We start from the raw sequence: 22,823 nt of genomic DNA on the forward strand, positions 1-22,823 counted from the left end.
GCCGACCAGCTGCAGTGGCAGTAAGCGACGCAGCTTAAACTCGCTGAAAAACTGTCTTGACCGATGGGTCCACTTTAATCATCGTCCAGATTTATGCCTTCAAGACCTACACCCGCATTGGCCAAAGCAAACAGTGGCATGACACCAAACGCTACCCATGGGTGCAGCCCTATCTGGACCCGTTGCACCGGAGGCAAAATTTCCCTCTGTGCTTGCTGAAGTTGCTTCAGCGGCCTGGTGACCTCCTGTGGGCTGTTAGATGAGTGAGAGAAGCGATCCATTAGCTCATGGAAAGTCCGCCCGATTGTATCCAATGGTCGTTCCATTGCGGGCTTTGAGTTTACCGGTGTCATCAGACCGAGAATGACGCCTGCCAGTGTGGGATGTACTCCGGTTTTCAGGAAGCCAATCCAAACAATGGCGCCAGGCAGTATGTACACGTAGGCCTTGCCAATACCCATTCTCTGAAAAAGCAGCACCAGTGCCAATCCGCTCATCGCAACCACTAGTCCAAGGTAATCCAGGCTCTCGGTATAGAAAACGGCAATGATCAAGATAGCAACAATGTCGTCGATGATGGCGAGTGCCAACAGCAGCACGCGAATACCACCTGGAATCGATTTCCCTAACAGTGCAAGAACCCCGATAGCAAACGCAATGTCGGTGGCGGTGGGTACAGCCCACCCTGTACTGGCTTCGGTACCTTGGTTGAATGCCAAATAGATAATCGCCGGTATCATGACGCCCCCTAACGCAGCACCAAGGGGTAGCGTCGCCAACTTAAGATTTGCAAGCGCGCCGTCATTGATTTCCTGGCGTATCTCGGCTCCGACCACGAGAAAAAAAATAGCCATCAGCCCATCATTGACCAAAAAATGCAGCGAACACGAGACCGTGAATCCCCCTAGACCCAAGGTAAGCTGAGTGTTCCAGAACTGCTCATAAGAATCAGCAAGTGGACTGTTGGCCCAGATGAGTGCAACCATCGCTGCGAGTAGCAGGACGATGCCGCTAACCGCTTCAATATGTGAAAACCGTTCTATTGCGGCCAGTGCGCGAGTGGTCAAAACCTGGGGACGGGGAATAGATGAGGACGCCGAGTTTTTATCAGACACATTGACTCTCCGCTGGCGGCCCGACCAACGTTTGAGCTTTAACCTGCGTTATGCCGTATGCAGCAACGCACCCAAGCGGATGATAAGGAGCTAACAAGCACGATGTAAATGACCAAGCCAAATTAGTGAGTTAACCTTCGGCTACCCAACCTACATTGCACCAAATGGTGAAGACGGTCGTCAGATAGCGCTCGGCCGGGTCTTTCAGTTTCAGCTCATCTCCTGGCGTTAGCTCGAGATGCTGGGTGAACTGAATCCAATATTTGATTTAGCCATGATGTCGAATGGGTTACCGGTCATAGGCCGCAAAACCGGAAACAACATCGAACAACTCTTCATCGATGGTAGTCTGGCGCAGCCGATGAAAATCGCCGCCAAGATTCTCCAACAGTTCGCCAATATTTTTTTCGGCACGTTGCATGGCAGCCAGACGACTGGCATTTTCGCTGGCCAATGATTCAGCGCTGGTACGAAATAATGAGACAAATAGATATTCGCGAATAAAGGCGAACAATGTCTGTTCGCCAACACACTGCAATTCCGGAAGATTATTGGTTGGCCAGCGTCTGCTGGCCAACTCGCGTTGCCACGCATCGTCCAACGGCAACATGCGCTGGCTGGCCGGTTCATAGAGTGCACCTGACTTGGGGCGGTTGTGAAACAAGTAAACCTGTCCGATTTCGCCCCGCTCACGCTGGCGTTCAATCTCAAGCAGAACCTGGCCAACCAGAGGCGTGATCTCGCCTATTGAATTCGGCAGTGTAAAGCTGGTTGCGGCGCCTAACTGGCTGCCGGCAAGGCACAAGCGGATTCGTTCGCCGACTGTCCAGACCATTTTCCTGCCCGGCAGTGCGCCCAGCGTATTAATGACGAAGTCGGCGAGAAGATCATTGAACTGACCAACCAATCCCTGATCAGAGCCAAAAACCACCGCGCATACCTTACCTTTGTTCTCGTGTGTTCGCAGGCCAACGATGTCTGGCTGGCTCTGGCGGAAATATGCGAGCAAGCAGAGCTGCACGGTTCGGTCATAGTCTTCCAGCGAGCGCACGGCGCTTTCGTACTGACTGATACTTGAAGCCGCCATCGCTTTCATCGTGCGCACTACTGACTCGAGATCTTCTGCACTTGCGATCTTGCGACGCAAACTGGCGGCGGTGTCGCTCATGACGGAGCCTTGTTATCGGGCTCTAGCAGGAAACGCGTCACTGCCTGCCGGGCCAGTTCAGTAATCAGTTTTCTGTCCGCATCACTCAGTTTATCGGTTGTTTCTAGACTCGCCGTCAGCTCGGCGGGAATATTGCCAGCAGCGGTGCAAACGGCCTGCTCGGCTTCAGCCATCTGGGCCAGCGGCACACGGTCGAACAATCCCGCAGTCAATGCCAATAAAACGGTGATTTGCACGGATACCGGCAGTGGCGAAAACTCCTGCTGCTTGAGGCAGGCGCGAATACGCCGACCATGCTCGATAAGTTGGCGAGTTGCTTCATCAAGGCGGGCACCAAAGCGCGCGAAGGTTTCGAGTTCCTCGAACTGGGCGTAGGTTAACTTCAGGTCACCGGCTACCGCCCGATAGGCGGCGCATTGCGCCTTACCGCCGACACGTGAAACCGACTTGCTGACATCAACTGCTGGAAGCACTCCGAGCTCAAAGAGCGAGGGTGACAGATATATCTGGCCGTCTGTAATGGAAATCAAATTGGTCGGAATGTAAGCGGAAATGTCTTGGGCTGCAGTTTCAATAATCGGCAGGGCAGTGAGCGAACCACCGCCGAGTTCCGGGCGCAAATGAGTGCTCCGCTCTAGCAAGCGCGAATGGATGTAGAAAATGTCACCGGGAAAGGCTTCACGCCCAGGTGGACGACGCAGCAGCAGTGACAGTTCTCGATAAGCTCGCGCATGGTGGGTCAAGTCATCGAATACCACCAGTACGTCGCGACCTTGCTCCATAAAGTACTCGGCAATGCTGGTCGCTGCGTAAGGCGCAATGTAGGCCAGTCCGGGCGGGTTGTTGCCCTCGCTAACAATCACCACGGTGTAAGGCATTGCATCTTTTTCACGTAGCGTATCGATGACCTTGGCAACGCCGGAGGCGCGCTGCCCAATGGCGCAATAGACGCAAACGACGTTCTTGTCGCGCTGATTGATAATGGTATCAAGCGCAATCGTGGTCTTACCGGTCTGCCGATCGCCAAGAATCAGCTCGCGTTGACCTCGTCCGACCGGAATCAGCGCATCGATCACTTTGATGCCAGTTTGCAGCGGAACAGTGACCGGCGCCCGGTCCATGATGTGTGCGGCGGGTCGTTCCAAGGGCAAACGGGGTCCTGAAAATAGCGGCGCCAAGCCATCTAGGGGGCGTCCTGTCGGATCGACCGTTCGCCCGAGCAGAGCGTCACCGACTGGCACGTCGACGACATGCCCACTACGCTCGACAGGGTCACCGGCTTGCAGTTTCCAATAGTTACCGAGCAGGACAACGCCGATTTCATCTTCATCGATATTGAAGGCTATGCCCTTGATATCTCCTGGAAACAACAGTACCTCCTCGAAACCAACACCGGGGAGGCCAGAAACCTTGGCGATACCAGGGGAAACACTGCGAATCCGCCCGACCTCACGAGGCTCCAATTGCGGCATAAACGCCTCTGTCGCCTCACCTATACGGGTAAAGGCCTGTTCCAGAACGTTCTCCAGCCGCTCAACGGACATCGGCGTCCTCCTTTCCAGAGACGACATTCGCCGACGCCTTGACATTGAGTAGTTCGCCGATAGAGCTTTCCATCGCCGTCAGATACTGCGCGATGCTCCACTCTACCTTTTGCCCGTCGGTACACAGCTCGATGCCGCTGACCAATTCCGGAGCAGTTTCGAAACAGACCTGAGTGCTAGCCCCAAGCAGTTTCTGGAGTTCCGTCTCGATGCGGGAGTGATGCGCTGCCGATAAATCAAAGGTGGTACGGACGACAATCGGCAGGGCCTTTTCCTGCAATGCGCGGGTCAGCTTTTGTTTCTCGTCGGCGTCCAAACCCAGCAGTCGGTCGACAAAAGTAGAGACCATTTGCTCTTCCAGTGTCGCACTTGCCAAATCGGTCAATGCCTTGCGGGCAATGGCAAAGACCTCGTGTCGTGTACGACGGAAGATTTCCTGATGCAATTGCTCGGTTTCACTGCGCAGACTCTCCTGCTGTCTGGCTCTTAGGGTAATGGCTTCCTGGCGTGCGGTATCAAGCAGGCGCTGGCGCTCGGTATTCGCCGCAGCTGTTGCCTGGCTGAGCAATACGGCCCGCTCCCTATCGAAAACAGCATTCTTGCGCTTGAATTCCTCGCGCTCCTGTCCAGCTTCAGCTTTTTTAGCGTCGGCGCTAGCCAGTTCCTTGGCAATGCGCTGCTCGCGGGCGTCGATGGCATCGAGTATAGGATGATAGAGAAATCGCTTCAGCAACCAGACCAAAATCAAGAAGTTGAGGATCTGCGCGCCGACAGTGAACCAGTCGATGAGCATGATCTACTTTCCAGCGACCTGGGTTATGGCGTGACTCCAGAATGGATTGGCGAAAATCAGAATCATCGATACCACGAAGCAATAGATTGCCACCGACTCGACCATGGCCAAGCCGACAAACAGGGTACGAGTAATCGTTGCCGATGCGTCCGGCTGTTGAGCCAGAGAGCTGAGCGCGGTGGCTACCGCGCGACCCTCTCCGAGCGCCGGACCGATACTGCCGATGGCGATGGTCAGGCCAGAGGTAATGATCGAGGCCACCGCAATAATTGTCGTGCTGTCCATTGTCACTCCCTCCGGGTGTCATGATGCTCTGGCTGGTTCAGTTTTTCCGTGTGCAACTTGCGTGATCGTGTCGCGGCAGCGATATAGACCGCCGCCAGAATGCTGAAAATGTAGGCCTGCACCATGCCGGTCAACAGTCCTAATGCGCTCAGGAGGACAGGGAAAATGAAGGGGGTAATGGTTAGCAAGATTGCAAGAATCATCGTGCCACTCATCATATTGCCGAACAGGCGGGCTGCCAGCGCCAACGTGCGCGACAATTCGCTGACGATATTGAAAGGCAGCATGATCACAGTCGGCTTCAGGTAAGCGTTCAGGTATTCGCGCAGGCCGCATTCAGCGATACCGAACAACGGCACGGCAATGAAGACACAAATAGCCAGCGCGGTAGTCGTCGACAAGGAGCCGGTCGGTGGTTCATAGCCCGGAACGATGGTGAACAGACTGGCCGTTCCCACGAAAAGGAACAGGGTGCCAAGAAAGCCCAGATACTTGCGCGGCTGGACCAGGCCAACTTCTCCAATCTGCGTGACGATGACAGTCACAACAATTTCCAGAAGGTTCTGCCAGCGGCTGCGCTCCAGCCCTTTAGATAGGCGACGTGTGACCAGATAGGAACCCAGCGTCAGCACAAGCATCAGCCCCCAGGTGAAGATGATGGTGGCGTTGATCTTGAACAAGCCGTATTGCCACAAGATGGTGTCATCAGGGCTAAGGTGCATGATCACCCTCCAGATTCACGACAGTCGGACGGGAGATTCGCGTTATGACCAGACGCGCCACGGTAAAGCCAAGCAAGGCAGCCAGCCAGCGCTGCCAGGCGTCGCCGCAGGATAAATACAGACCTACCAGTACGATCACCACACGCAACAGCAGACTGCCAAAAAACCACAGCCCCACCCAATGCGACGACATCGCCCGCTGAACAGTCCACCACAGGCCACCAAAGAACACGACACCGAGAACCATACCCGCCAGTAATGGCGCCAGAAGACTCAGGTCATTCATCATCGTCAGCCTCCTGTTTGCGTATTTCCTGCTCCTCCTTGGCCACCCAGTGCCAGGCATTAAAACAACCCAGCACCAAACCGGCGGCCATGAGCGCCAACGTCCACGAACGTCCGCCTGGATAGCGGTCATCCAACCATAGACCTATTGCTGCGCCGAGCAGGGTTGGAATAGCTACCGACCAGCCGACTAGACCCATCATGCCCAGCCCCGACCAAACCGTTCGCGTCGCATGGCGTTGAGCTTTGAGTTTACGCGCAGCCTTGATGCCGACTTGCTCGCTGAAATCCTTCTTTCCGGGAGCTGGTCTTTTATCTTCATTATTCATGATGCAGGGCCGCAAAACGACGAAGGAAGCTGCTTTCCAGTTTTACGAGAGCCGAGCGAGCGTTTTTCTCTTCCTCGTGCCGACTCAAGAACTCCCGTTCGATCACCATGTGGAGTTCCCCAAGGTCCATGTTGCCAATAGCATCGCGCACAGATATCAGGACCTCACGGCCAGCTTTAACCAGTACGCCTTCATCGACCGCAAGGCAGACCTCGCCGCCATCCATCGTTTCATATATCAGGATGCCCGGCACCAAGGCAGCGGCACAGTCAAGTCGGTTAGGTAGCAGGCCGAAGGAACCACTGCGCGATTCGGCAACGATACGCAACACATCACGCTCCTCGGCAAAGACCTTGAAAGGCAGCAAGATTTTAAGGTGCATGCTGTTTGACGGCATTCCCCCCTCCCACGACCTTCTTATTCATTGCCTCGTCGATCGTGCCAATCATGTACAACGCTGACTCTGGCACATCCTTGAACTCGTCTCGCAGGATGCGCTCACATCCGTCAAGAGCGTCCTTGAGACTGACCAGCTTGCCCTTCATGCCAGTGAATTGTTCTGTGGTGAAAAACGGCTGGGTAAGAAAACGCTCCAGCCGGCGGGCACGCGCCACCACATTGCGGTCTTCGCTCGACAATTGCTCAAGACCGAGCATGGCGATGATGTCCTTCAGATCAGCATATTGCGCAAGCGTGCGGCGAATTTCCTGGGCCAATATGTAATGTCGCGTGCCGATGACGCCAGGCGTTGCCATTTTCGAGTTTGACTGTAGCGGGTCAATTGCAGGGTAGAGCCCTTCGCTTGCCCGCTTGCGAGATAGCACAATGGACGCCGAAAGGTGCGAGAAAGTGTGCATCGCGGCGGGATCGGTAAAATCATCTGCCGGTACATAAACAGCCTGAATAGAGGTGATGGCACCAGTGTCTGTATTGGCGATACGATCCTCCAGTTGCGCCAGCTCGGTGCCCATGGTCGGCTGATAGCCCAAGCGGGCCGGCATTTGCCCCATCAGCCCGGAAATCTCCATACCAGCTTGTATGAAGCGGAAGATGTTATCGACCAGCAACAGTACATCACGATGTTCGTCGTCACGGAAATATTCAGCCATGGTCAGCGCCGCGTGGCCGACCCGGAAGCGGGCACCCGGTGGCTCGTTCATTTGCCCGAATATCATCACCATGTTGTCGAGCACGCCGGCCGCCTTCATGTCGCGATAAAGCTCTTCGCCTTCACGACATCGCTCGCCAATGCCGCAGAAGATACTGACCCCCTCTCGCTGGCCAACCATGTTGTGGATCATCTCAGTCAGCAACACCGTCTTGCCCACTCCGGCACCACCAAACAAACCGGCCTTACCGCCGCGCTCCAGCGGCATCAGGACATCAATGATCTTGACGCCGGTCTCGAAAACTTCGGATTGGGTCGTACGGTGCTCCAGTGTGGGTGGCGGATGATGCACGCTGCGCCAACGAACTTCTGGCGCAGGCAGACGGTCGATGGCGTTGCCGAAGACATCGAACATCCGTGACAGAATTGCTTTGCCAATCGGTGCCAACAGCGGTCCGCCACTGTCCACAACCTGCATACCTCGGGTGAGTCCTTGGGTTGGAGTCAAGGCAATGCCACGCACACATTGCGCATTGAGCTGGGCAAAAACTTCAATAAATACCTCGCAATCACTCCCTGTGCGCAAGAGCGAGTGGATTGGAGGAAGCAAGGTATCGAAGCGAACGTCGACTACGCTGCCACGTACTGAAACGATGGCCCCGATGTTCGAGAAGTCGGCAACATTTTTCATAGACCTCCCTTCTGTATTTTTTCGATACAGAAACAGCCTAGTTCAGTGCAGCAGTGTTGTGCCGTTATTTAAGGTGGAACGGCTTAAGTACTTGGAGGGCAGTGAATCAAACGCTCGAAATACCTGATTTCTTGTGAGGGGTATCCGGCTTGTGGTCCAAGCGCGCAGATCTACTAATCAAGCACGCAAACCTTGCACTGACATTAGAGGAGGACAAACAGACGCTTGGCGCAATGGCTCGACAACTGATGCGCCGGATCACCCTGACTTTCGCGAGGTTGCACCTCTGTCCGGGGCCTGCAAAAACCCAAGGGCCAACTGTTGATACAACTCGGGGCCCATCCTGGCACTGACCGCTTTGGCGATGAGCGCGACAGCCATGAGACTTATCACCATTCCGTGGCTGTCGATCATCTCCATCACAATAATTGCGGACGTGATGGGCGACTGAGTAACCGCAGCCAAGAAACCGGCCATGCACAAGGCGATGAACGGCTGAGCAGCCAGACCGAAGAGTTCGGCGGCATTTGCCCCAACCGCAGCGCCTACCGCCAGAGACGGGGCAAAAATGCCGCCGGGGATTCCGGAAAAGTAAGTCACCACGGTCGCCAGAAAGCGTGTGATCGGAGCATGCCATGGCAGGCTGACTTCGGACACAATGACTTGGGAAGTGATGCCGTAACCGCTGCCAAATGACGTCCCTGCGCTGAGCCAACCGAGCACTGCCACGATCAATCCGCAAGCACCAGCGAACCAGACGGGGTGCATACGTCGCCATTCCCAGACAACAAATCGATGATGTCGTTGTGGCCACAGCAACATCCGGCTGAACAACCCACCCAGGAGGCCGCAGCCAATACCGGAGAACAGCACCGGGGCAATAATGTCGAGATGAATGTCTTGAACATCAAAATGACCGAAATAGTTGTAGTTACCCTGCAAAGCTATCGCGACCATCCCTGACAATATGATCGTACTGAGCAAAACTCCACTGGTACGGGTTTCCAACTTGCGGCCCAACTCTTCGACAGCAAAGGCTACGCCGGCTAGCGGTGTGTTGAACGCGGCAGCAATGCCCGCAGCGCCACCGGCGAGGATGAGGTCTTCACTGCGGATGATTCGGGCATTGGGCAAATAGCGGTGAAAGAAATGCATGATCGAGGCGGCGACTTGAACCGAAGGGCCTTCGCGCCCAGCAGAAAATCCTCCGGTCAGCGCTAGGGTGCCAAGGCCTATCTTTGCGAAGGCTATTCGCAGCGATACCAGTTTTTCGACGGGCTTCCCTTGGTGAGCCAAGCGCGTGGCGGCAATGACTTGAGGGATTCCACTACCCTGTGAGCCCAGAAAAAAACGAGTGGTCATCCACACCACCAGCATACCGATCAGAGGCGTGTAAACGAAAGGCAACCACGGCCGCTCAGCAGTCTGTTGGGCGAATTGCGTCAACGCTAGGTCGGCCAGTCGGGCGAACATCACCACAAGAAGGCCGGCGACCGTTGCGGCTGCCCAGAGGGTCACTCGTGTACGCCAGCGGATCGAGGCAAAACGACGGCGTAACAGCAATAGCGGTTTTATCACCCGAGCGGTCCCAGTTGAGTTTCGTCACTGTAGTGAGAGCAAGACTAACCGGATAAGTCATGTACTCCAACCAGAGCCCGCCAATTTCTGCGGGCATCATCGTCGGAAGACTGGATCTGTACGATGTAGTGGTCCAATGACTCTGTACACCCCTCTAGGCGAGAGTGCTTACCAAAGAGAGGTACCTGATGACCAAACAGCACCATACCTTTACCCTAAGCCTCAGAGCGGCATATCGGCATAGCGGCATAGCGGTGCCAAACAAATCCGCATTCAGAGTAATCAAAGAAATTGCCAAAATTGGTAGCGTCACATTCCGATGTACGTGTGCGTGAAACTGGACGTTCTAAAATACCCTGCCGCAGTTTCAAAACCTGGAGCACCTGACACCTCACGGACTTCCTCGCAGGCAAGCCTGCTCACCTCATAGATCGTGGAGAGCCAGCCTTGCCAGCGACCGTACTACCCCCCTACCGAGCCCGCCCCTCCAACACTGCATTCACCAGCGCCCGCGCCATTTCCGCGTGTTGGGCAATGCTCAACACCAACGCCTTATCGTTCAAACTCAAGTGGTCGGCGGCGTCGCTGGCGGTGGCCTCGACAAAGCTGAGCAGCACACTGGCATGCATCAATGCGTCTTCGCTGCAGATGCCTTCACGCACTGAGAACATTTGTTTGATGTTCACGTCCATCGCCCGAAAGGCTTGGCGACGGTGACGGTGTTGGCGAGGTCAAATGCAGGGGGATCAGGAACAGGCTTCTTCATGGGAAAACTCCTATGCGGAGGGAGCGGCCACGTTCGCTGCGAAACGAAATGGGTGGCAGCTGTACGCGGGTTCGCAGACCGGGCATAGGAACCGGCGCACCCGAAGGTGCCCCACGTACAGCCGCCATAACACGGTGATAGAAGCACCGATAAAGGCCAGCGTACAGCCACCACGCACCACCGCCCACTTCACTGATACCCTCGCAAGCAAGATGGCTTCCCCCAGATCGCTCTGGATTTCCCCGGATTCTGCTCTTTACTTTCAGCAGCTCACCGAGCCGAGACACGCATGTTTGAACTTATCCACAACTGGCCCTTGCTGATCGGCACGACCCTGCTGCTGATCGATCTGCTGCTTTGGCGCGCGATTCCGGCGGAGCGGCGCAATGCGCGTACGGCGGCACGTTTGCTGGCCTTTCTGTTGTTCAGCTGGGTGTTGATCAGTGCAGGGATGAGCCCACTGCAACCAGCCCCTTGGGTTGAGGATGTACCGCGCAATTTACTGGCAACCGTGCTGGAGATCGTCTGGTGGCTGTTCGCCGCGCGTACGTTGACGGTGGTGCTCGGGTTGATGTTGATTGCTCGCAGCGGGCATACCGGCCGGCTGTTGCAGGATGTGCTGGGGGCGGTCATTTTCCTGATCGCTATCGTTGCGGCGGCGGCCTACGTCATGCAGTTGCCGGTCAAGGGCCTGCTGGCCACCTCGGGCGCCATGGCGATCATCGTCGGCCTGGCCTTGCAGAGCACCCTGAGCGATGTGTTCTCCGGCATTGTGCTGAACACCACACGGCCCTATCAAATCGATGACTGGATCTCGATCGACGGCACCGAAGGCAAGGTGCTGGATATCGACTGGCGCGCAACCCGTTTGCTCACGGCCAACGGCAGTATGGCGGTGATTCCGAACTCGGTGGCGGCCAAGGCCAAGCTGTTGAACTTCAGCCGCCCGAACGATGTTCATGGGGTATCGATCAGTGTCGTGGTGCCCTCGCAGATTCGCCCGCGACGCGTCCTCGATGCCTTGGAAAAGGCCCTGCAGGGCACCAGCGCCCTGCTCGCCATGCCCAAAGCCAAGGCCACGGTGAAGAGCGTCAGCCTGGAGTCGGTGGAGTACGAGGCCAGTGGTTTCGTCGCGGCCATGGACAAGAAAACCGACGTGCGCAATTACCTGTTCGACCTCGCCCACCGCCACCTGGAAGCCGCCGGGGTCAACTGGAACCCGGACACCGTGCCCAAGCCCTGGAGCCGTCAGCGCAGTTTGCTGGAAGATGTGCGTATTTTTCGCTCGCTGAGTGATGAGGAAAAGGACAGCCTGAGCCAACGCATGATGCCGGTTGAGTACCTGGCCGATCAGGTGATTCTGGGGCTCAATGAGGCCTCTGATTACCTGCTGGTGATCGGTACGGGGGTGGTCTCGGCGTCAATTCGCGACGGGGAGCGCAGTGTCGAAGCAGGACGGATGGGGCCGGGGGAAATTCTCGGTGCCGAGGGTCTGCTGGACGGTAACGACTCCAATGCGGAGTTCCGCAGCCTGACCAACTGCCTGCTTTACCGGATCGAGAAAACCGCCGTACGCAGTTGCCTGGAACAACGCGAAGAGGTGAAAAGCGCGCTGAGCAAGTTGCAGCGCCATCGTCAGCAAGCCAGCCAGTCGCTGTTGTTACAGCGACCGGCTGCGGTCAAGAAAGGCGGCTTCCTGAGCTGGCTAAAGCCGCACTAAAGCACGACTCGCAGGCACTGGCCGGCGTGGTACAGCGAGAAACCGGTCTCGTAGAAGCCGGTACGCAGCGAAGCGCCCGTCACCGGTTTCATCGGCGAGAATGGAATCGGCAGCTCGTCCGGGTTGTCCTTGAGCAGGTACTCGGCGAACGCCTTGCCAATCACTGTGCCGGTGGTGTTGCCACGCCCGTTGTAGCCGGTTACCGCCACAATGCCCGGTGCCGGCTCGAACAGCCGCATCAGGTGGTCGGGGGTGAAGTCGATGCAACCGGTCCAGTGCATTTCCCATTCAACCTTGCCCAGTTGCGGGAAGTAATGGCTCTGGATGCGGTCGGCCCAACTGCGGATGAACCAGGTCGGTTTGTTGTCGACCCGCCCCAGGCTGCCCAGTAGCAGACGGCCCTGATCGTCACGACGAATGCTGCTGAGCACAGTGCGGGTATCCCAGGACCCCTGACCATGCTTGAGCACGTTGTCCGCTGCAGCACCGGTCAGCGGTACCGAGGCTACCTGATAGTAGTAACCACGGAAGAAGTTGCGCTGCAGGTCGGTCCAGTCACCTTCGGTGTAGGCGCCGGTGGAGATGATGACCTTGTCGGCGCAGACCGAACCCTTGGCGGTCTTGACCCGCCAGGCGCTGCCTTCGCGCTCCAGCCCCTGAACTGCGGACTGCTGATGAATCTGCCCGCCCAGGCGCGCCACGGCAGCAGCCAGGCCACGGGTGTAACCCATCGGGTTGATGGTGCCGGCGCGGCGGTCGAGCAGCGCGGCGGAAATCTTGTCGGTACCGCAGTACTCCTGGCAACGAGCCCCGGTGAGCAGCTCGACGTCGGCACCACGGCGGCTCCATTGGGCATGCCGTGCCTCGAGATCGGCCACACCGTTGGCATTGTGCGCCATGTGCAGCGTGCCTTCGTTACGGGCCTGGCAATCGATGCCCAGACGCTTGATGGTGGCAAACACCTCGGCCGGTGCTTCGCCAAGTACCTTGTTCAGGCGGCTGCCTTGTTGCAGGCCAAGGGTCGCTTCAACGTCATCCGGACGAATCCAGGTGCCTGCGTTGACCAGGCCAACGTTGCGTCCCGAGCCGCCGTGGCCGATCTTCCAGGCCTCCAGCAGCACCACGCGCTTGCCTTGTTCAAGCAAATGGATCGCAGCGGACAAACCTGTAATACCGCCGCCGATGATGCACACATCGGCCTTGATGTCCGCGCTCAACTCGGCAGACGGGGCCGCCGCCGGTGTAACGAACTCCCATAGACACTCTTGACGCAGGTCGGTCATGGTCGGCTCCGCTTTATTGATCTTTTTAGTCGGTGGAAACCCCATCGCCGGCAAGGCCTGCGCCCATTAGAGGCTGGCGTTACCGGCGATGGGGGCCTGAGTGGCTATCAGTCGAACACAATACCCTGCGCCAGCGGAAGCTCACGCGAGTAGTTCACGGTGTTGGTCTGACGACGCATGTAGGCCTTCCAGGAATCGGAGCCCGACTCACGGCCACCGCCCGTTTCCTTTTCGCCACCGAAAGCGCCACCGATCTCTGCACCGCTGGTGCCGATGTTGACGTTGGCGATGCCGCAGTCACTGCCGGCTGCACTCTGGAAGCGCTCGGCTTCACGCAGGTCGGTGGTGAAGATGCACGAGGACAGGCCTTGTGGCACTTCGTTGTTCAGGCGCAGGGCTTCTTCGAACTCGTCGTAGGCCAGCACGTACAGAATCGGCGCAAACGTTTCGTGACGCACGACTTCACTCTGGGCTGGCATTTCGACAATTGCCGGGGCCACGTAGTAGGCGTTCGGGTAGTCCTGCTGCAGTTGGCGCTCGCCGCCAAATACCGTGCCGCCTTCGTCGCGGGCACGGGCCAGGGCGTCCTGCATGGCCTGGAAGGATTGCTTGTCGATCAGTGGGCCGACCAGGTTGTCCTTGCGTGGGTCACCGATACGTACCTTGCCGTAGGCAGCTTTGACGCGTGCGACCACCTCGTCCTTGATCGAGCGGTGCACAATCAGGCGGCGCAGGGTGGTGCAACGCTGGCCAGCAGTACCAACGGCACTGAACAGGATGCCGCGCACAGCCAGGTCCAGGTCGGCGCTTGGTGCCAGGATCATGGCGTTGTTGCCGCCCAGTTCGAGGATGCTGCGACCGAAGCGTGCGGCCACACGTGGGCCGACTTCGCGGCCCATGCGGGTGCTGCCGGTAGCGCTGACCAAGGGTACGCGTGGGTCGTCGACCAGTACCTGGCCCGCTTCACGGTCACCGACGATCAACTGGCTGAGGCCTTCCGGTGCATCGCCGAAGGCTTTCAGGGCTTTCTCGAACAGGGCCTGGCAAGCCAGGGCCGTCAGCGGCGTCTTCTCCGACGGTTTCCAGACTACGGCGTTACCGCAGACCAGGGCCAGCGCGGTGTTCCACGCCCAGACTGCAACCGGGAAGTTGAACGCGCTGATCACGCCGACCACACCCAGCGGGTGCCAGGTTTCACGCATGTGGTGGCCTGGGCGTTCGGATGCGATGGTCAAACCGTACAGCTGACGCGACAGGCCAACAGCGAAGTCGCAGATGTCGATCATTTCCTGTACTTCACCCAGACCTTCCTGGGTGATCTTGCCCGCTTCGACAGACACCAGTTCGCCGAGCTGCGCCTTGTGCTCACGCAGCACTTCGCCGAACAGACGAATCAACTCGCCACGGCGTGGCGCTGGGACATTGCGCCAGGCCTGGAAGGCTTTTTCAGCCTGGTCGATCTTGCCCACGACCTGGGCTTTGCTCTCCAGGTGGACCGAGGCAATGACGCTGCCATCGATGGGGGTGTGAATGGGATGGTTGCCGTTGGTGTAGGCACTGGCCGGTACACCCAGGCGATCAAGCAGTCCATCAACCATTTTTGTTCTCCTGCATACGATGAGTAGTTGATTTCAATGACGGAGGTCAGTATTAATCCGATTACTCTGGCACAACAAACGACCTTTACTCAGCACATCATTCCGCCAGGTAATGATTAACGAGAACACCATGTCCAAACGCCTCGTGCCCTCGATGGCCGCCCTGCAATGCTTCGAAGCTGCCGCCCGTCATTTGAGCTTTACCCGCGCGGCCGAAGAGCTGCACCTGACCCAAAGCGCCGTCAGCAAACAGGTGGCGCAGTTGGAGGACATGCTGCGCCATCACCTGTTCCTGCGTATACGGCGACGTCTGCAATTGACGCCGGCCGGCGCGCTGTACCTGGCCGAAGTGAACAAGATCCTCACCCAGGTCGACATGTCGAGCCGCTACATCCTCTCCTATGGCGAACAGACCGAGGTGCTCAAGGTCGCCACCCAGCCAAGTTTCGGCGTGCGCTGGCTGATCCCGAACCTGAAGGGCTTCGGCAAACGCCACCCGAACATTCACCTGGATATCCGCAACGAGATGGAGCCCTTCGCCCTGCTCCAGGGTAATGCCGATGTGGTGTTTTTCTTTGGCCAGGGCACATGGCCCGGCGCAACCTGCATCGAACTGTTCGGCGAAGAGATGGTGCCGGTCTGCTCGCCGGAGCTGTTGCAAGGGCGCACCCTGAACGATGCCAGTGAAGTGGCCGACCTGGTGCTGCTGCAAGCCACTTCGCGCCCCGAAGCCTGGCACGAGTGGTTCCTTGAACAGGACCTGCATTCGGCGAACAGCTATCACGGGCCGCGCTTTGACACGTTCTACATGTGCCTGAGTGCCGCCCAGGCCGGTTGTGGCGTGGCGTTGGTGCCACGCTATCTGGTGGCTCAAGAGCTGGCCGAAGGCAAGCTGGTCGTTCCTTGGCAGCACGCGATGAAAAGCAACGGCGCGTATTTCCTGGCGTTCTCCGAACATGCTGCAGAAGTGCCCAAGGTACGCAGCCTGGTGGAGTGGATTCGCGAACACGTGTGAGCGCCGACGCTTTCTGAATTTCAGGAATGATGGCTCGACTTTTTTTCGCTTGTGTCGGAACAGCATTCCTCGCTTTCATGTAAGCCTGCACTTTTCACCAGGAAGCTTTCGATGACCGCTCAAGATTTCGTCAGCCCGGATAGTATTCGCGCACAGTTCTCGGCCGCCATGTCGCAGATGTACAAACAGGAGGTGCCGCTGTACGGCACACTGCTGGAGTTGGTGAGCGAGACCAATCACCAGGTGATGCAACAGCATCCCGACATCGCCGAAGCCCTGCGCTGGACCGGCGAAATCGAACGCCTCGACCAGGAGCGCCACGGCGCCATCCGCGTGGGCACGGCTGAAGAGCTGGCTACCATTGGTCGCCTGTTCGCAGTCATGGGCATGCAGCCGGTGGGCTACTACGACCTCAGCCCTGCCGGTGTGCCGGTGCATTCCACAGCCTTTCGGGCCGTCCACGAACAGTCGCTGCATATCAGCCCGTTCCGCGTCTTTACCTCGCTGCTGCGCCTGGAACTGATCGACAACCCGCAGTTGCGCGAACTGGCCCGTGGCATCCTCGCCAAACGGCAGATCTTCACCCCGCGGGCGCTGAGCCTGATCGAGCAGTTCGAGCGTGATGGCGGCCTGAACGACGTCGATGCCCGTGAGTTCGTCGAGCAGGCGCTGCATACCTTCCGTTGGCACAACACCGCCACGGTCACCGCCGAGCAGTACCGTCAGTTGCATGATCAACACCGTTTGATCGCTGATGTGGTGGCCTTCAAAGGCCCGCACATCAACCACCTGACGCCGCGCACACTGGACATCGACGCCATTCAGGTCGGCATGCCGGCCAAGGGCATTCCACCCAAGGCAGTCATCGAAGGCCCACCACGCCGGCGTTGCCCGATCCTGCTGCGCCAGACCAGCTTCAAGGCACTTCAGGAGCAGGTTGCCTTCAGTGACCAGGACGCCACGGCAGGAGGCAGCCATACCGCCCGCTTCGGTGAGATTGAACAACGCGGCGCCGCACTGACGCCCAAAGGGCGCGCACTGTATGACCGCCTGCTCGATGCCACACGCGAAAGCCTGGGTGGTGTCCCCGCAGAAGCGAACGCTGAGCGCTACATGAGCCTGTTGGCTGAGCAGTTCCAGGCCTTCCCGGACGACCTAGGGCAAATGCGTCAACAAGGCCTGGCCTACTTCCGCTACTTCCCGACTGAAAAGGGCATGGCCGCACGTGATGCCGCGCAACGACCGACCTCGCTGGACGCGTTGATCGACGCTGGGCACATTCACTTTGAAGCGCTGGTCTACGAGGACTTCCTGCCGGTCAGTGCCGCAGGCATCTTCCAGTCCAACCTGGGTGATGACAGCCATAGCCAGTACGGCAGCAACGCCAACCGCGAGGCGTTCGAGCAGGCACTGGGCAAGTCGGTCCAGGATGAATTGGCGCTGTACGCGCAGAGTGAGCGTCGCTCGCTGCAAGCCTGCGCCGAGGCGTTGAACCTGGCCTCGTTGTAAACCGCTGAGCGGCTTTGCCTACCCCCACGAAGATCGCCTACGTGCACCCTTCGTGGGGGCAGGCTTGCCAGCGATGCGGGTCAGCCTGGATGCGTGGCCTCAAGCGCATTCAGTACCTGCACATCCGGCAGGTTCATGACCTGGGCTTCATGTTGCAGAAAGTCGCTGAGCCGCCGCAGCCGCTCGCTACCGGGACGGGTCTTCGGCCATACCAGGTAGTAATCCAGACCACTGGCCACCGCCGTCGGCCAGGGCAGGCTCAAACGCCCTTGGGCCACATCCTCGGCCACCATCAGCAGGTCGCCCATCGATACGCCATAACCACGCGCCGCAGCGATCATGCCCAACTCCAGCGTGTCGAACACCTGACCGCCCTTGAGCGAGATCTGCTCGGTGAGGTGCATGCAGGCCAGCCAACTGCGCCAGTCGCGTTTGTCCGGGGTCGGGTGCAACAGCTCGACCGAGGCCAGCCGTTCAGCGTCCCAAGGGCCGTCATTGAGCAGCTCTGGCGAACCGACCGGTACCAGCAGCTCGGAGAACAGACGGTTGACCTCCCAGTCCGGGGGAAAATGACCATCACTCAACAGCACCGCACAATCGAACGGCTCCTGATTGAAATCCACATGATCGACATCCATCCAGGCGCTGGTCAGTTGCACCTCGTTGCCGGGCTGTAAATGGCGGAAGCGGCTCAGACGGGCCAGTAGCCAACGCATGGTGAGGGTTGATGGCGCTTTCATGCGCAGGATGTCGTCTTCACTGCGCAGCGTGTTGCAAGCCCGCTCCAGTGCAGCGAAACCCTCACGCACGCCGGGCAACAACAAGCGGGCGGCTTCACTCAGCTGCAACGTTCGGCCATTACGTAAAAACAGTCGACAAGCGAAGTGATCCTCCAGCGTACGAATGTGCCGGCTGACGGCACTCTGGGTGATAGAGAGTTCCTGTGCCGCCCGGGTGAACGAGCTATGCCGGGCGGCTGCCTCGAATGCCCGTAGTGCATACAGCGGCGGTAAACGACGTGACATGACCCTGCTCCCGACAACACCCCGATACGTGATGAGCGATCTTACTCGCATGAGTTTTAATCATGCCAATGATCGTTATTATCCTTTTGTGCAGCATCGTCCAAAGCCCGAGAATCAACGGCTTCACCTTACCTTGCCCGAGAACAGGACGATCATCATGCAAGCCGTGCCATCTAAAGAACTCAAGGCGTTGCTGCGCCTGGCCGGGCCGCTGATCGCCTCTCAGTTGGCACACATGCTGATGCTGCTGACCGACACCCTGATGATGGCCAGGATCAGCCCGCAGGCCTTGGCCGGGGGTGGGCTGGGTGCCGCGAGCTATTCCTTCGTGTCGATTTTCTGCCTGGGGGTGATTGCCGCTGTCGGCACGTTAGTTGCCATTCGCAAGGGTGCTGGCGATACCGAAGGTGCCACGCGTCTGACCCAGGCGGGCTTGTGGCTGGGTTGGGTGATGGCACTGGTTGCCGCATTGGTGCTGTGGAACCTGTCGCCGGTGCTGTTGCTGCTTGGCCAGACACCCGACAACGTCGAGGCCGCCAGCCAGTTCCTGCTGTTGTTGCCCTTCGCCCTGCCCGGCTACCTGACCTTTATGGCCTTGCGGGGTTTCACCAGTGCGTTGGGGCGTTCAGCGCCGGTGATGGTCATCAGCCTGGTCGGCACCGTGCTCAACTTCCTGCTCAACTATGCGCTGATCGAAGGCCTGTTCGGCCTGCCAAAACTCGGGCTGGTAGGGATCGGGCTGGTCACGGCCATCGTCGCCACCGGCATGGCGGTGGCGCTGGCCCTGCATATTCATTGGCACCCGGCCTATGACGCCTATGCCATCCGCCACCGCTTGAGCCGACCATCCTGGCCTGCCTTGAGCGAGTTGTGGCGGCTTGGCCTGCCGATTGGCGGCACCTACACGGTAGAAGTCGGGCTGTTCGCCTTTGCGGCGCTGTGCATGGGCACCATGGGCAGTACCGAGCTGGCAGCACACCAGATTGCCCTGCAGATCGTTTCAACAGCGTTCATGATCCCGGCAGGGCTGTCCTATGCCGTGACCATGCGGGTCGGCCTGCATTTTGGTGCCGATAACCTGCGTGCTGCGCGGCTTGCCGGGCGAGTCGGGATCGGGTTTGGCGCCTCGCTGATGCTGGCGTTTGCGGTGTTGTTCTGGCTGCTGCCAGAAGCCTTGGTCGGGCTGTTCCTCGACCAGGGTGATCCGGCGTTCGCTGAAGTCATTCAATTGGCGGTCAGCCTGCTGATGGTTGCCGCCTGGTTCGAGCTGTTCGATGGCACCCAGACCATTGCCATGGGCTCAATCCGCGGCCTGAAGGACGCCAAGACCACCTTCCTGATTGGCTTTGTCTGCTATTGGCTGATTGGTGCACCTGCCGCCTGGGTTTTCGCTTTCCCGCTCGACGGCGGAGCCGTCGGTGTCTGGTGGGGCCTGGCATTGGGGTTGGCATGCGCCGCAATCTGCCTGACCCTGGCATTCGAGTGGCGGATGAAACGCATGCTGGGGGTACCAGTGGAAACCCGACTTGCCAGTGGTGCAGGCGCTGTATAAACAGGCAACCTCATGCAGGGCAATACTCAGGCTTCGTGCTCGCCTTCAATCGCCTGGGCCTGAATTGCCGCTTTGCCATGTATGGCCGAATAAGTGCACAGTTGCTGCAGGCGCCGCTCTAGCTCCATCAGCAGCCGATTACGCGTGCTCAGTACTTCGCTCTTGTTGAAGAAACCGGGCTCAACCGTATAGATGTTGAACATCTGATTGATCTCCGCCGGGGCAGCAATGATGAAATTTTCAGCGGAGCTGTGGTTGTAGAGCGCAACCATTTCCCCGGTCTGGCTCTGCGCCGCTCGAACAAACAGCATGGTAATGTCCTGGCCTTCGCGTATCCGCACGGCCTTGTCAGCGAACTGGAAGCAGGCCTCTTTTCCATCGCGCAACTTCACCCAGAACTCGTGCTCTTGTACGTTGCGGCTGCTGACGTAGGACGATGACGAGCTACTCCCGGTCGAGCCGTAGCCATTAATGAGATAACCACCGCTGGAGTGATGCGAGTGGCCAGCGGCCAAGTGCACCTGGTTACGCTTCTGGGTGTCCAGTACCTGCCCGGTCACGACGAAGAAGTAGAACTGGCGCCCATAGTGGTTGAACGGTTCGTCGATGAAGTTCACATCTTCGGGTGACAGGCTGATGTCGTACATGGTCCGGATCATTTCATCGCGGGCGGCTTTGTCGTGCTTGGCCTGCTCCTGAAGTTCGGCGCGCCGAACCTTGGCATCATCAATGGCCTTGAGTGCTTGAGCCTTCAGCACCGGTGTTTTTTCCTGAGCATAGGCCGCAGCCTTTTCACCGGCTTCTTTCAGCACCGGCGCGGCCTTCTGCCCTGCTTCAACGGCGAGGTCCTTGGCTTTGTTCAGTGCCTGAGCAGCCTTGGCGGCCAATTCAGGGTTGGCGTTGACAGCTTTTTGCTTCAGCTCATCCCAGAGACTCATCGTCTATCCCTTTTTAATGCTGCATCAATGAAAAGGCCATCTACAGACGACCTGACAATCGGAAAACCGTAACCGTCAACCAGAGGGTATGCCGGGCAGTCTACAGGCACTTATGGACCGCGGCGATCCACGCCACACGATCACGCTAGCACACTGCTGGGATGCGCCAGGCCGCGAAAAACGTGCCCTCCAGCGTGAAATCACCCATTAGACAAGCCAATAGCACTTTGCCACCCATTTGAATTGACGGCGTGTCGAGTTTGCCGTTAGTGTGGCTGCACTTTTTGAGTGCCATCAATGGGGCACTCAAATACTTATGGATGAGTGATCAAGGTAGGGATGATGCGCGGAGTACTGCTACGTAGCGGCAAAAGTGAAGATTTCACCGCACTAGGAGAAACAGGCCAACCGGTGTACCGGGCAGCGCTGCAATTGCGCGAGGCTATCCGCCGCAAGAACCCCGACCAACCTGAACTGGTCGAGCACCTCGCCATTCCGCAAACCGACGAGCGCGGCAGTACCATCGATTGGTACAGCGATCGGCCGGGTGATGTAATCCCCTGGAGCAGCGCAACCGAAGAAGAACGGGCACCCGCCCGTGCTCAACTGGAAGTGCTGCAACGCAAGATCGATGAGCTCAGCAATGACCTGCTGGGCCTTGATGCCGACGGTCAGCCGCTTCCCGGCAGCAAGCCAGGCGCTCAGGGTGATCGGACGGTGTTCGGCAAGCTGCTGACCTGCGTGGTGCCATTTCCCGACGAGAATTTCGTGTACCTGGTTGATGGTCGGCCAGTCCTGACGTTCTGGGGCTTCGTCCACGCGGGTGCCGAGCGCAGCCGCCAGCCACTGCATTGCCTCTACCCAAGCACAGCCAAAGTTGCCGAGCCGGCACCACCAGCACCGGTCGCACCGCTGGCGGCACCCGCCGCAGCACCATTGCTCAGCCAGGCAACCAAGCCATCCTGGTGGCGCCGCTGGTGGTGGTTACTGCCGTTGTTGCTGTTGCTCCTGCTGTTACTGCTGTTTGGCCTGCGTGGCTGCCTGCCCAACGCTGCGCTGCCAGGCTTGCCAGGTATGCCGCAGGTTGAAGTACCGTCTATGAATGTGCCCTCCTTGAATGGGCAACCCGGCGTCACCCTGCCCGGCGGCGCAGTCTCAGCGGGTAACGGGCTGAACGTTTCTGGCAGCACAGTGGGCATGCCAAATACCGCGCCAGGCAGCGTAGCTGCACCAGCCAATGAAGGTGCCGGTACAGGCTCCGCCGCCAACACCGCGCCGGAGCCCACCACTGCGCCACCAGCAGCGCCGGACGAGGCACCTGCCAGTGCGGCACAAACGCCGCCCGCAAACGCAGGGGCACCCGCCAACGCCCCATCGACACAACTACCGGCGCTTGCGGAAGGCACCCAGCCTTCGCCGCTACTGAGTATTCCTGCAGATGCCGCAGACGGTACGGCCAACTTCCTCAACGGCGACTGGAGCGGTGCCGGCATCCAGGAAGTCGGCACCGGTAAGCCGCTGCGTCTGAAGTATGACTTCCAGGACGGCAAAGGTAACGCCACGGTCAGCCGCTCTGACGGCGTGCGTTGCAGCGCTCCGGTGGTCGCGGCAATGAACGGCGGCAATCTGTCGATCAATAGCGATGGTCAGGCCGCCTGTGCCGATGGCAGCAGCTATGACCTGCCCCAAGTGAACTGCAAACCAGGCGCCCAGCACATCGCCGACTGCAGCGGTAGCTACGGCACCGAAGCGTTCCCGATGCTGATGAAGCAAGCCGGCCAATAACACGAGAAGCGCAG

Annotated in this window: 20 protein-coding genes and 1 pseudogene; 5 read left to right on the forward strand and 16 right to left on the reverse strand. The window is 58.5% G+C overall.

Translation table 11 applies throughout. From position 1 onward, the window contains the following. Nucleotides 1-80 precede the first annotated feature (80 nt). The 12 genes and pseudogenes from nhaA to EKA13_RS12920 all read right to left on the reverse strand — a co-directional run. Nucleotides 81-1,115, reverse strand: a pseudogene (gene nhaA / locus EKA13_RS12860) (Na+/H+ antiporter NhaA); the annotation flags it as partial. A 289-nt stretch (nucleotides 1,116-1,404) separates the two neighbouring features. Further along, a complete protein-coding gene (locus EKA13_RS12865; RefSeq protein ID WP_065759777.1) occupies nucleotides 1,405-2,283 on the reverse strand; it encodes a F0F1 ATP synthase subunit gamma in 879 nt (292 codons plus the stop codon). Continuing rightward, nucleotides 2,280-3,827, reverse strand: coding sequence for an alternate F1F0 ATPase, F1 subunit alpha (locus EKA13_RS12870; RefSeq protein WP_065759778.1), 1,548 nt, complete (start codon nucleotides 3,825-3,827; stop codon nucleotides 2,280-2,282). The genes EKA13_RS12865 and EKA13_RS12870 overlap by 4 nt, the downstream gene beginning before the upstream one ends. Beyond that, nucleotides 3,817-4,620, reverse strand: coding sequence for a F0F1 ATP synthase subunit delta (locus EKA13_RS12875; RefSeq protein WP_065759779.1), 804 nt, complete (start codon nucleotides 4,618-4,620; stop codon nucleotides 3,817-3,819). The genes EKA13_RS12870 and EKA13_RS12875 overlap by 11 nt, the downstream gene beginning before the upstream one ends. Before the next feature lie 3 nt (nucleotides 4,621-4,623). After that, nucleotides 4,624-4,905: a F0F1 ATP synthase subunit C gene (locus tag EKA13_RS12880; RefSeq protein ID WP_065759780.1), complete on the reverse strand. Its 282-nt coding sequence runs from the start codon at nucleotides 4,903-4,905 to the stop codon at nucleotides 4,624-4,626. A gap of 2 nt (nucleotides 4,906-4,907) precedes the next feature. Continuing rightward, nucleotides 4,908-5,627: a F0F1 ATP synthase subunit A gene (locus EKA13_RS12885; protein WP_065759781.1), complete on the reverse strand. Its 720-nt coding sequence runs from the start codon at nucleotides 5,625-5,627 to the stop codon at nucleotides 4,908-4,910. Continuing rightward, nucleotides 5,617-5,916 carry an ATP synthase subunit I gene (locus tag EKA13_RS12890; protein WP_065759782.1) on the reverse strand — a complete coding sequence of 100 codons (300 nt, stop codon included), beginning with the start codon at nucleotides 5,914-5,916 and terminating at the stop codon, nucleotides 5,617-5,619. The genes EKA13_RS12885 and EKA13_RS12890 overlap by 11 nt, the downstream gene beginning before the upstream one ends. Continuing rightward, nucleotides 5,906-6,241, reverse strand: coding sequence for an AtpZ/AtpI family protein (locus tag EKA13_RS12895; protein WP_065759783.1), 336 nt, complete (start codon nucleotides 6,239-6,241; stop codon nucleotides 5,906-5,908). Before EKA13_RS12895 ends, EKA13_RS12890 begins: the two co-directional genes overlap by 11 nt. Continuing rightward, nucleotides 6,234-6,638, reverse strand: a complete 405-nt coding sequence (locus EKA13_RS12900) for a F0F1 ATP synthase subunit epsilon (protein ID WP_065759784.1) — start codon at nucleotides 6,636-6,638, stop codon at nucleotides 6,234-6,236. Before EKA13_RS12900 ends, EKA13_RS12895 begins: the two co-directional genes overlap by 8 nt. Further along, nucleotides 6,613-8,040, reverse strand: coding sequence for a F0F1 ATP synthase subunit beta (atpD, locus tag EKA13_RS12905; RefSeq protein ID WP_065759785.1), 1,428 nt, complete (start codon nucleotides 8,038-8,040; stop codon nucleotides 6,613-6,615). Before atpD ends, EKA13_RS12900 begins: the two co-directional genes overlap by 26 nt. A gap of 258 nt (nucleotides 8,041-8,298) precedes the next feature. Continuing rightward, on the reverse strand, nucleotides 8,299-9,618 hold the full coding sequence (locus tag EKA13_RS12915; RefSeq protein WP_065759786.1) for a chloride channel protein: 1,320 nt from the start codon (nucleotides 9,616-9,618) through the stop codon (nucleotides 8,299-8,301). Between the two features lie 470 nt (nucleotides 9,619-10,088). Continuing rightward, nucleotides 10,089-10,304, reverse strand: a complete 216-nt coding sequence (locus tag EKA13_RS12920) for a DUF6124 family protein (RefSeq protein WP_176717424.1) — start codon at nucleotides 10,302-10,304, stop codon at nucleotides 10,089-10,091. Between the two features lie 369 nt (nucleotides 10,305-10,673). On the opposite strand from EKA13_RS12920, the gene EKA13_RS12925 reads away from it, so the two are divergent. Further along, nucleotides 10,674-12,104: a mechanosensitive ion channel family protein gene (locus EKA13_RS12925; protein ID WP_065759788.1), complete on the forward strand. Its 1,431-nt coding sequence runs from the start codon at nucleotides 10,674-10,676 to the stop codon at nucleotides 12,102-12,104. Here EKA13_RS12925 and amaA read toward each other — a convergent pair. Then, the gene (gene amaA / locus EKA13_RS12930) at nucleotides 12,101-13,387 is read right to left on the reverse strand and encodes an L-pipecolate oxidase (protein WP_065759789.1); all 1,287 of its coding nucleotides are present in this window, start codon (nucleotides 13,385-13,387) and stop codon (nucleotides 12,101-12,103) included. The two genes, EKA13_RS12925 and amaA, sit on opposite strands and share 4 nt — an antisense overlap. A 107-nt stretch (nucleotides 13,388-13,494) precedes the next feature. Beyond that, the gene (amaB, locus tag EKA13_RS12935; RefSeq protein ID WP_065759790.1) at nucleotides 13,495-14,985 is read right to left on the reverse strand and encodes an L-piperidine-6-carboxylate dehydrogenase; all 1,491 of its coding nucleotides are present in this window, start codon (nucleotides 14,983-14,985) and stop codon (nucleotides 13,495-13,497) included. A 130-nt stretch (nucleotides 14,986-15,115) separates the two neighbouring features. On the opposite strand from amaB, the gene EKA13_RS12940 reads away from it, so the two are divergent. Together EKA13_RS12940 and hglS are read left to right on the forward strand one after the other, a co-directional pair. After that, nucleotides 15,116-16,000, forward strand: a complete 885-nt coding sequence (locus tag EKA13_RS12940; RefSeq protein ID WP_065759791.1) for a LysR family transcriptional regulator — start codon at nucleotides 15,116-15,118, stop codon at nucleotides 15,998-16,000. A 111-nt stretch (nucleotides 16,001-16,111) separates the two neighbouring features. Next, a complete protein-coding gene (hglS, locus tag EKA13_RS12945; protein WP_065759792.1) occupies nucleotides 16,112-17,509 on the forward strand; it encodes a 2-oxoadipate dioxygenase/decarboxylase HglS in 1,398 nt (465 codons plus the stop codon). A gap of 80 nt (nucleotides 17,510-17,589) precedes the next feature. Here the strand turns inward: hglS and EKA13_RS12950 are convergent, their stop codons facing one another. Continuing rightward, a complete protein-coding gene (locus EKA13_RS12950) occupies nucleotides 17,590-18,534 on the reverse strand; it encodes a LysR substrate-binding domain-containing protein (RefSeq protein WP_065759793.1) in 945 nt (314 codons plus the stop codon). A 157-nt stretch (nucleotides 18,535-18,691) separates the two neighbouring features. Here EKA13_RS12950 and EKA13_RS12955 point away from each other — a divergent pair, with 157 nt between their 5' ends. Further along, nucleotides 18,692-20,086, forward strand: a complete 1,395-nt coding sequence (locus tag EKA13_RS12955) for a NorM family multidrug efflux MATE transporter (protein WP_065759794.1) — start codon at nucleotides 18,692-18,694, stop codon at nucleotides 20,084-20,086. A gap of 26 nt (nucleotides 20,087-20,112) precedes the next feature. Here EKA13_RS12955 and EKA13_RS12960 read toward each other — a convergent pair whose 3' ends face one another. Beyond that, nucleotides 20,113-21,024: a hypothetical protein gene (locus EKA13_RS12960; protein ID WP_065759795.1), complete on the reverse strand. Its 912-nt coding sequence runs from the start codon at nucleotides 21,022-21,024 to the stop codon at nucleotides 20,113-20,115. Nucleotides 21,025-21,366: 342 nt separating this feature from the next. On the opposite strand from EKA13_RS12960, the gene EKA13_RS12965 reads away from it, so the two are divergent. Next, nucleotides 21,367-22,809 (forward strand): SrfA family protein, encoded by a 1,443-nt coding sequence (locus EKA13_RS12965; protein ID WP_065759796.1) that lies wholly within the window; start codon nucleotides 21,367-21,369, stop codon nucleotides 22,807-22,809. The last annotated feature ends 14 nt before the right edge of the window (nucleotides 22,810-22,823 follow it).

The sequence above is a fragment of the Pseudomonas defluvii genome (assembly GCF_001695625.1).
In the GTDB taxonomy this organism is placed as follows: Bacteria; Pseudomonadota; Gammaproteobacteria; order Pseudomonadales; family Pseudomonadaceae; genus Aquipseudomonas; species Aquipseudomonas defluvii.

Coding starts and splice junctions, on each gene's coding strand:
- EKA13_RS12865 (WP_065759777.1), bottom strand. CDS start 2,283: ATGAGCGACACCGCCGCCAGTTTGCGTCGCAAGATCGCAAGTGCAGAA.
- EKA13_RS12870 (WP_065759778.1), bottom strand. CDS start 3,827: ATGTCCGTTGAGCGGCTGGAGAACGTTCTGGAACAGGCCTTTACCCGT.
- EKA13_RS12875 (WP_065759779.1), bottom strand. CDS start 4,620: ATGCTCATCGACTGGTTCACTGTCGGCGCGCAGATCCTCAACTTCTTG.
- EKA13_RS12880 (WP_065759780.1), bottom strand. CDS start 4,905: ATGGACAGCACGACAATTATTGCGGTGGCCTCGATCATTACCTCTGGC.
- EKA13_RS12885 (WP_065759781.1), bottom strand. CDS start 5,627: ATGCACCTTAGCCCTGATGACACCATCTTGTGGCAATACGGCTTGTTC.
- EKA13_RS12890 (WP_065759782.1), bottom strand. CDS start 5,916: ATGATGAATGACCTGAGTCTTCTGGCGCCATTACTGGCGGGTATGGTT.
- EKA13_RS12895 (WP_065759783.1), bottom strand. CDS start 6,241: ATGAATAATGAAGATAAAAGACCAGCTCCCGGAAAGAAGGATTTCAGC.
- EKA13_RS12900 (WP_065759784.1), bottom strand. CDS start 6,638: ATGCCGTCAAACAGCATGCACCTTAAAATCTTGCTGCCTTTCAAGGTC.
- atpD (WP_065759785.1), bottom strand. CDS start 8,040: ATGAAAAATGTTGCCGACTTCTCGAACATCGGGGCCATCGTTTCAGTA.
- EKA13_RS12925 (WP_065759788.1), top strand. CDS start 10,674: ATGTTTGAACTTATCCACAACTGGCCCTTGCTGATCGGCACGACCCTG.
- amaA (WP_065759789.1), bottom strand. CDS start 13,387: ATGACCGACCTGCGTCAAGAGTGTCTATGGGAGTTCGTTACACCGGCG.
- amaB (WP_065759790.1), bottom strand. CDS start 14,985: ATGGTTGATGGACTGCTTGATCGCCTGGGTGTACCGGCCAGTGCCTAC.
- EKA13_RS12940 (WP_065759791.1), top strand. CDS start 15,116: ATGTCCAAACGCCTCGTGCCCTCGATGGCCGCCCTGCAATGCTTCGAA.
- hglS (WP_065759792.1), top strand. CDS start 16,112: ATGACCGCTCAAGATTTCGTCAGCCCGGATAGTATTCGCGCACAGTTC.
- EKA13_RS12950 (WP_065759793.1), bottom strand. CDS start 18,534: ATGTCACGTCGTTTACCGCCGCTGTATGCACTACGGGCATTCGAGGCA.
- EKA13_RS12955 (WP_065759794.1), top strand. CDS start 18,692: ATGCAAGCCGTGCCATCTAAAGAACTCAAGGCGTTGCTGCGCCTGGCC.
- EKA13_RS12960 (WP_065759795.1), bottom strand. CDS start 21,024: ATGAGTCTCTGGGATGAGCTGAAGCAAAAAGCTGTCAACGCCAACCCT.
- EKA13_RS12965 (WP_065759796.1), top strand. CDS start 21,367: ATGCGCGGAGTACTGCTACGTAGCGGCAAAAGTGAAGATTTCACCGCA.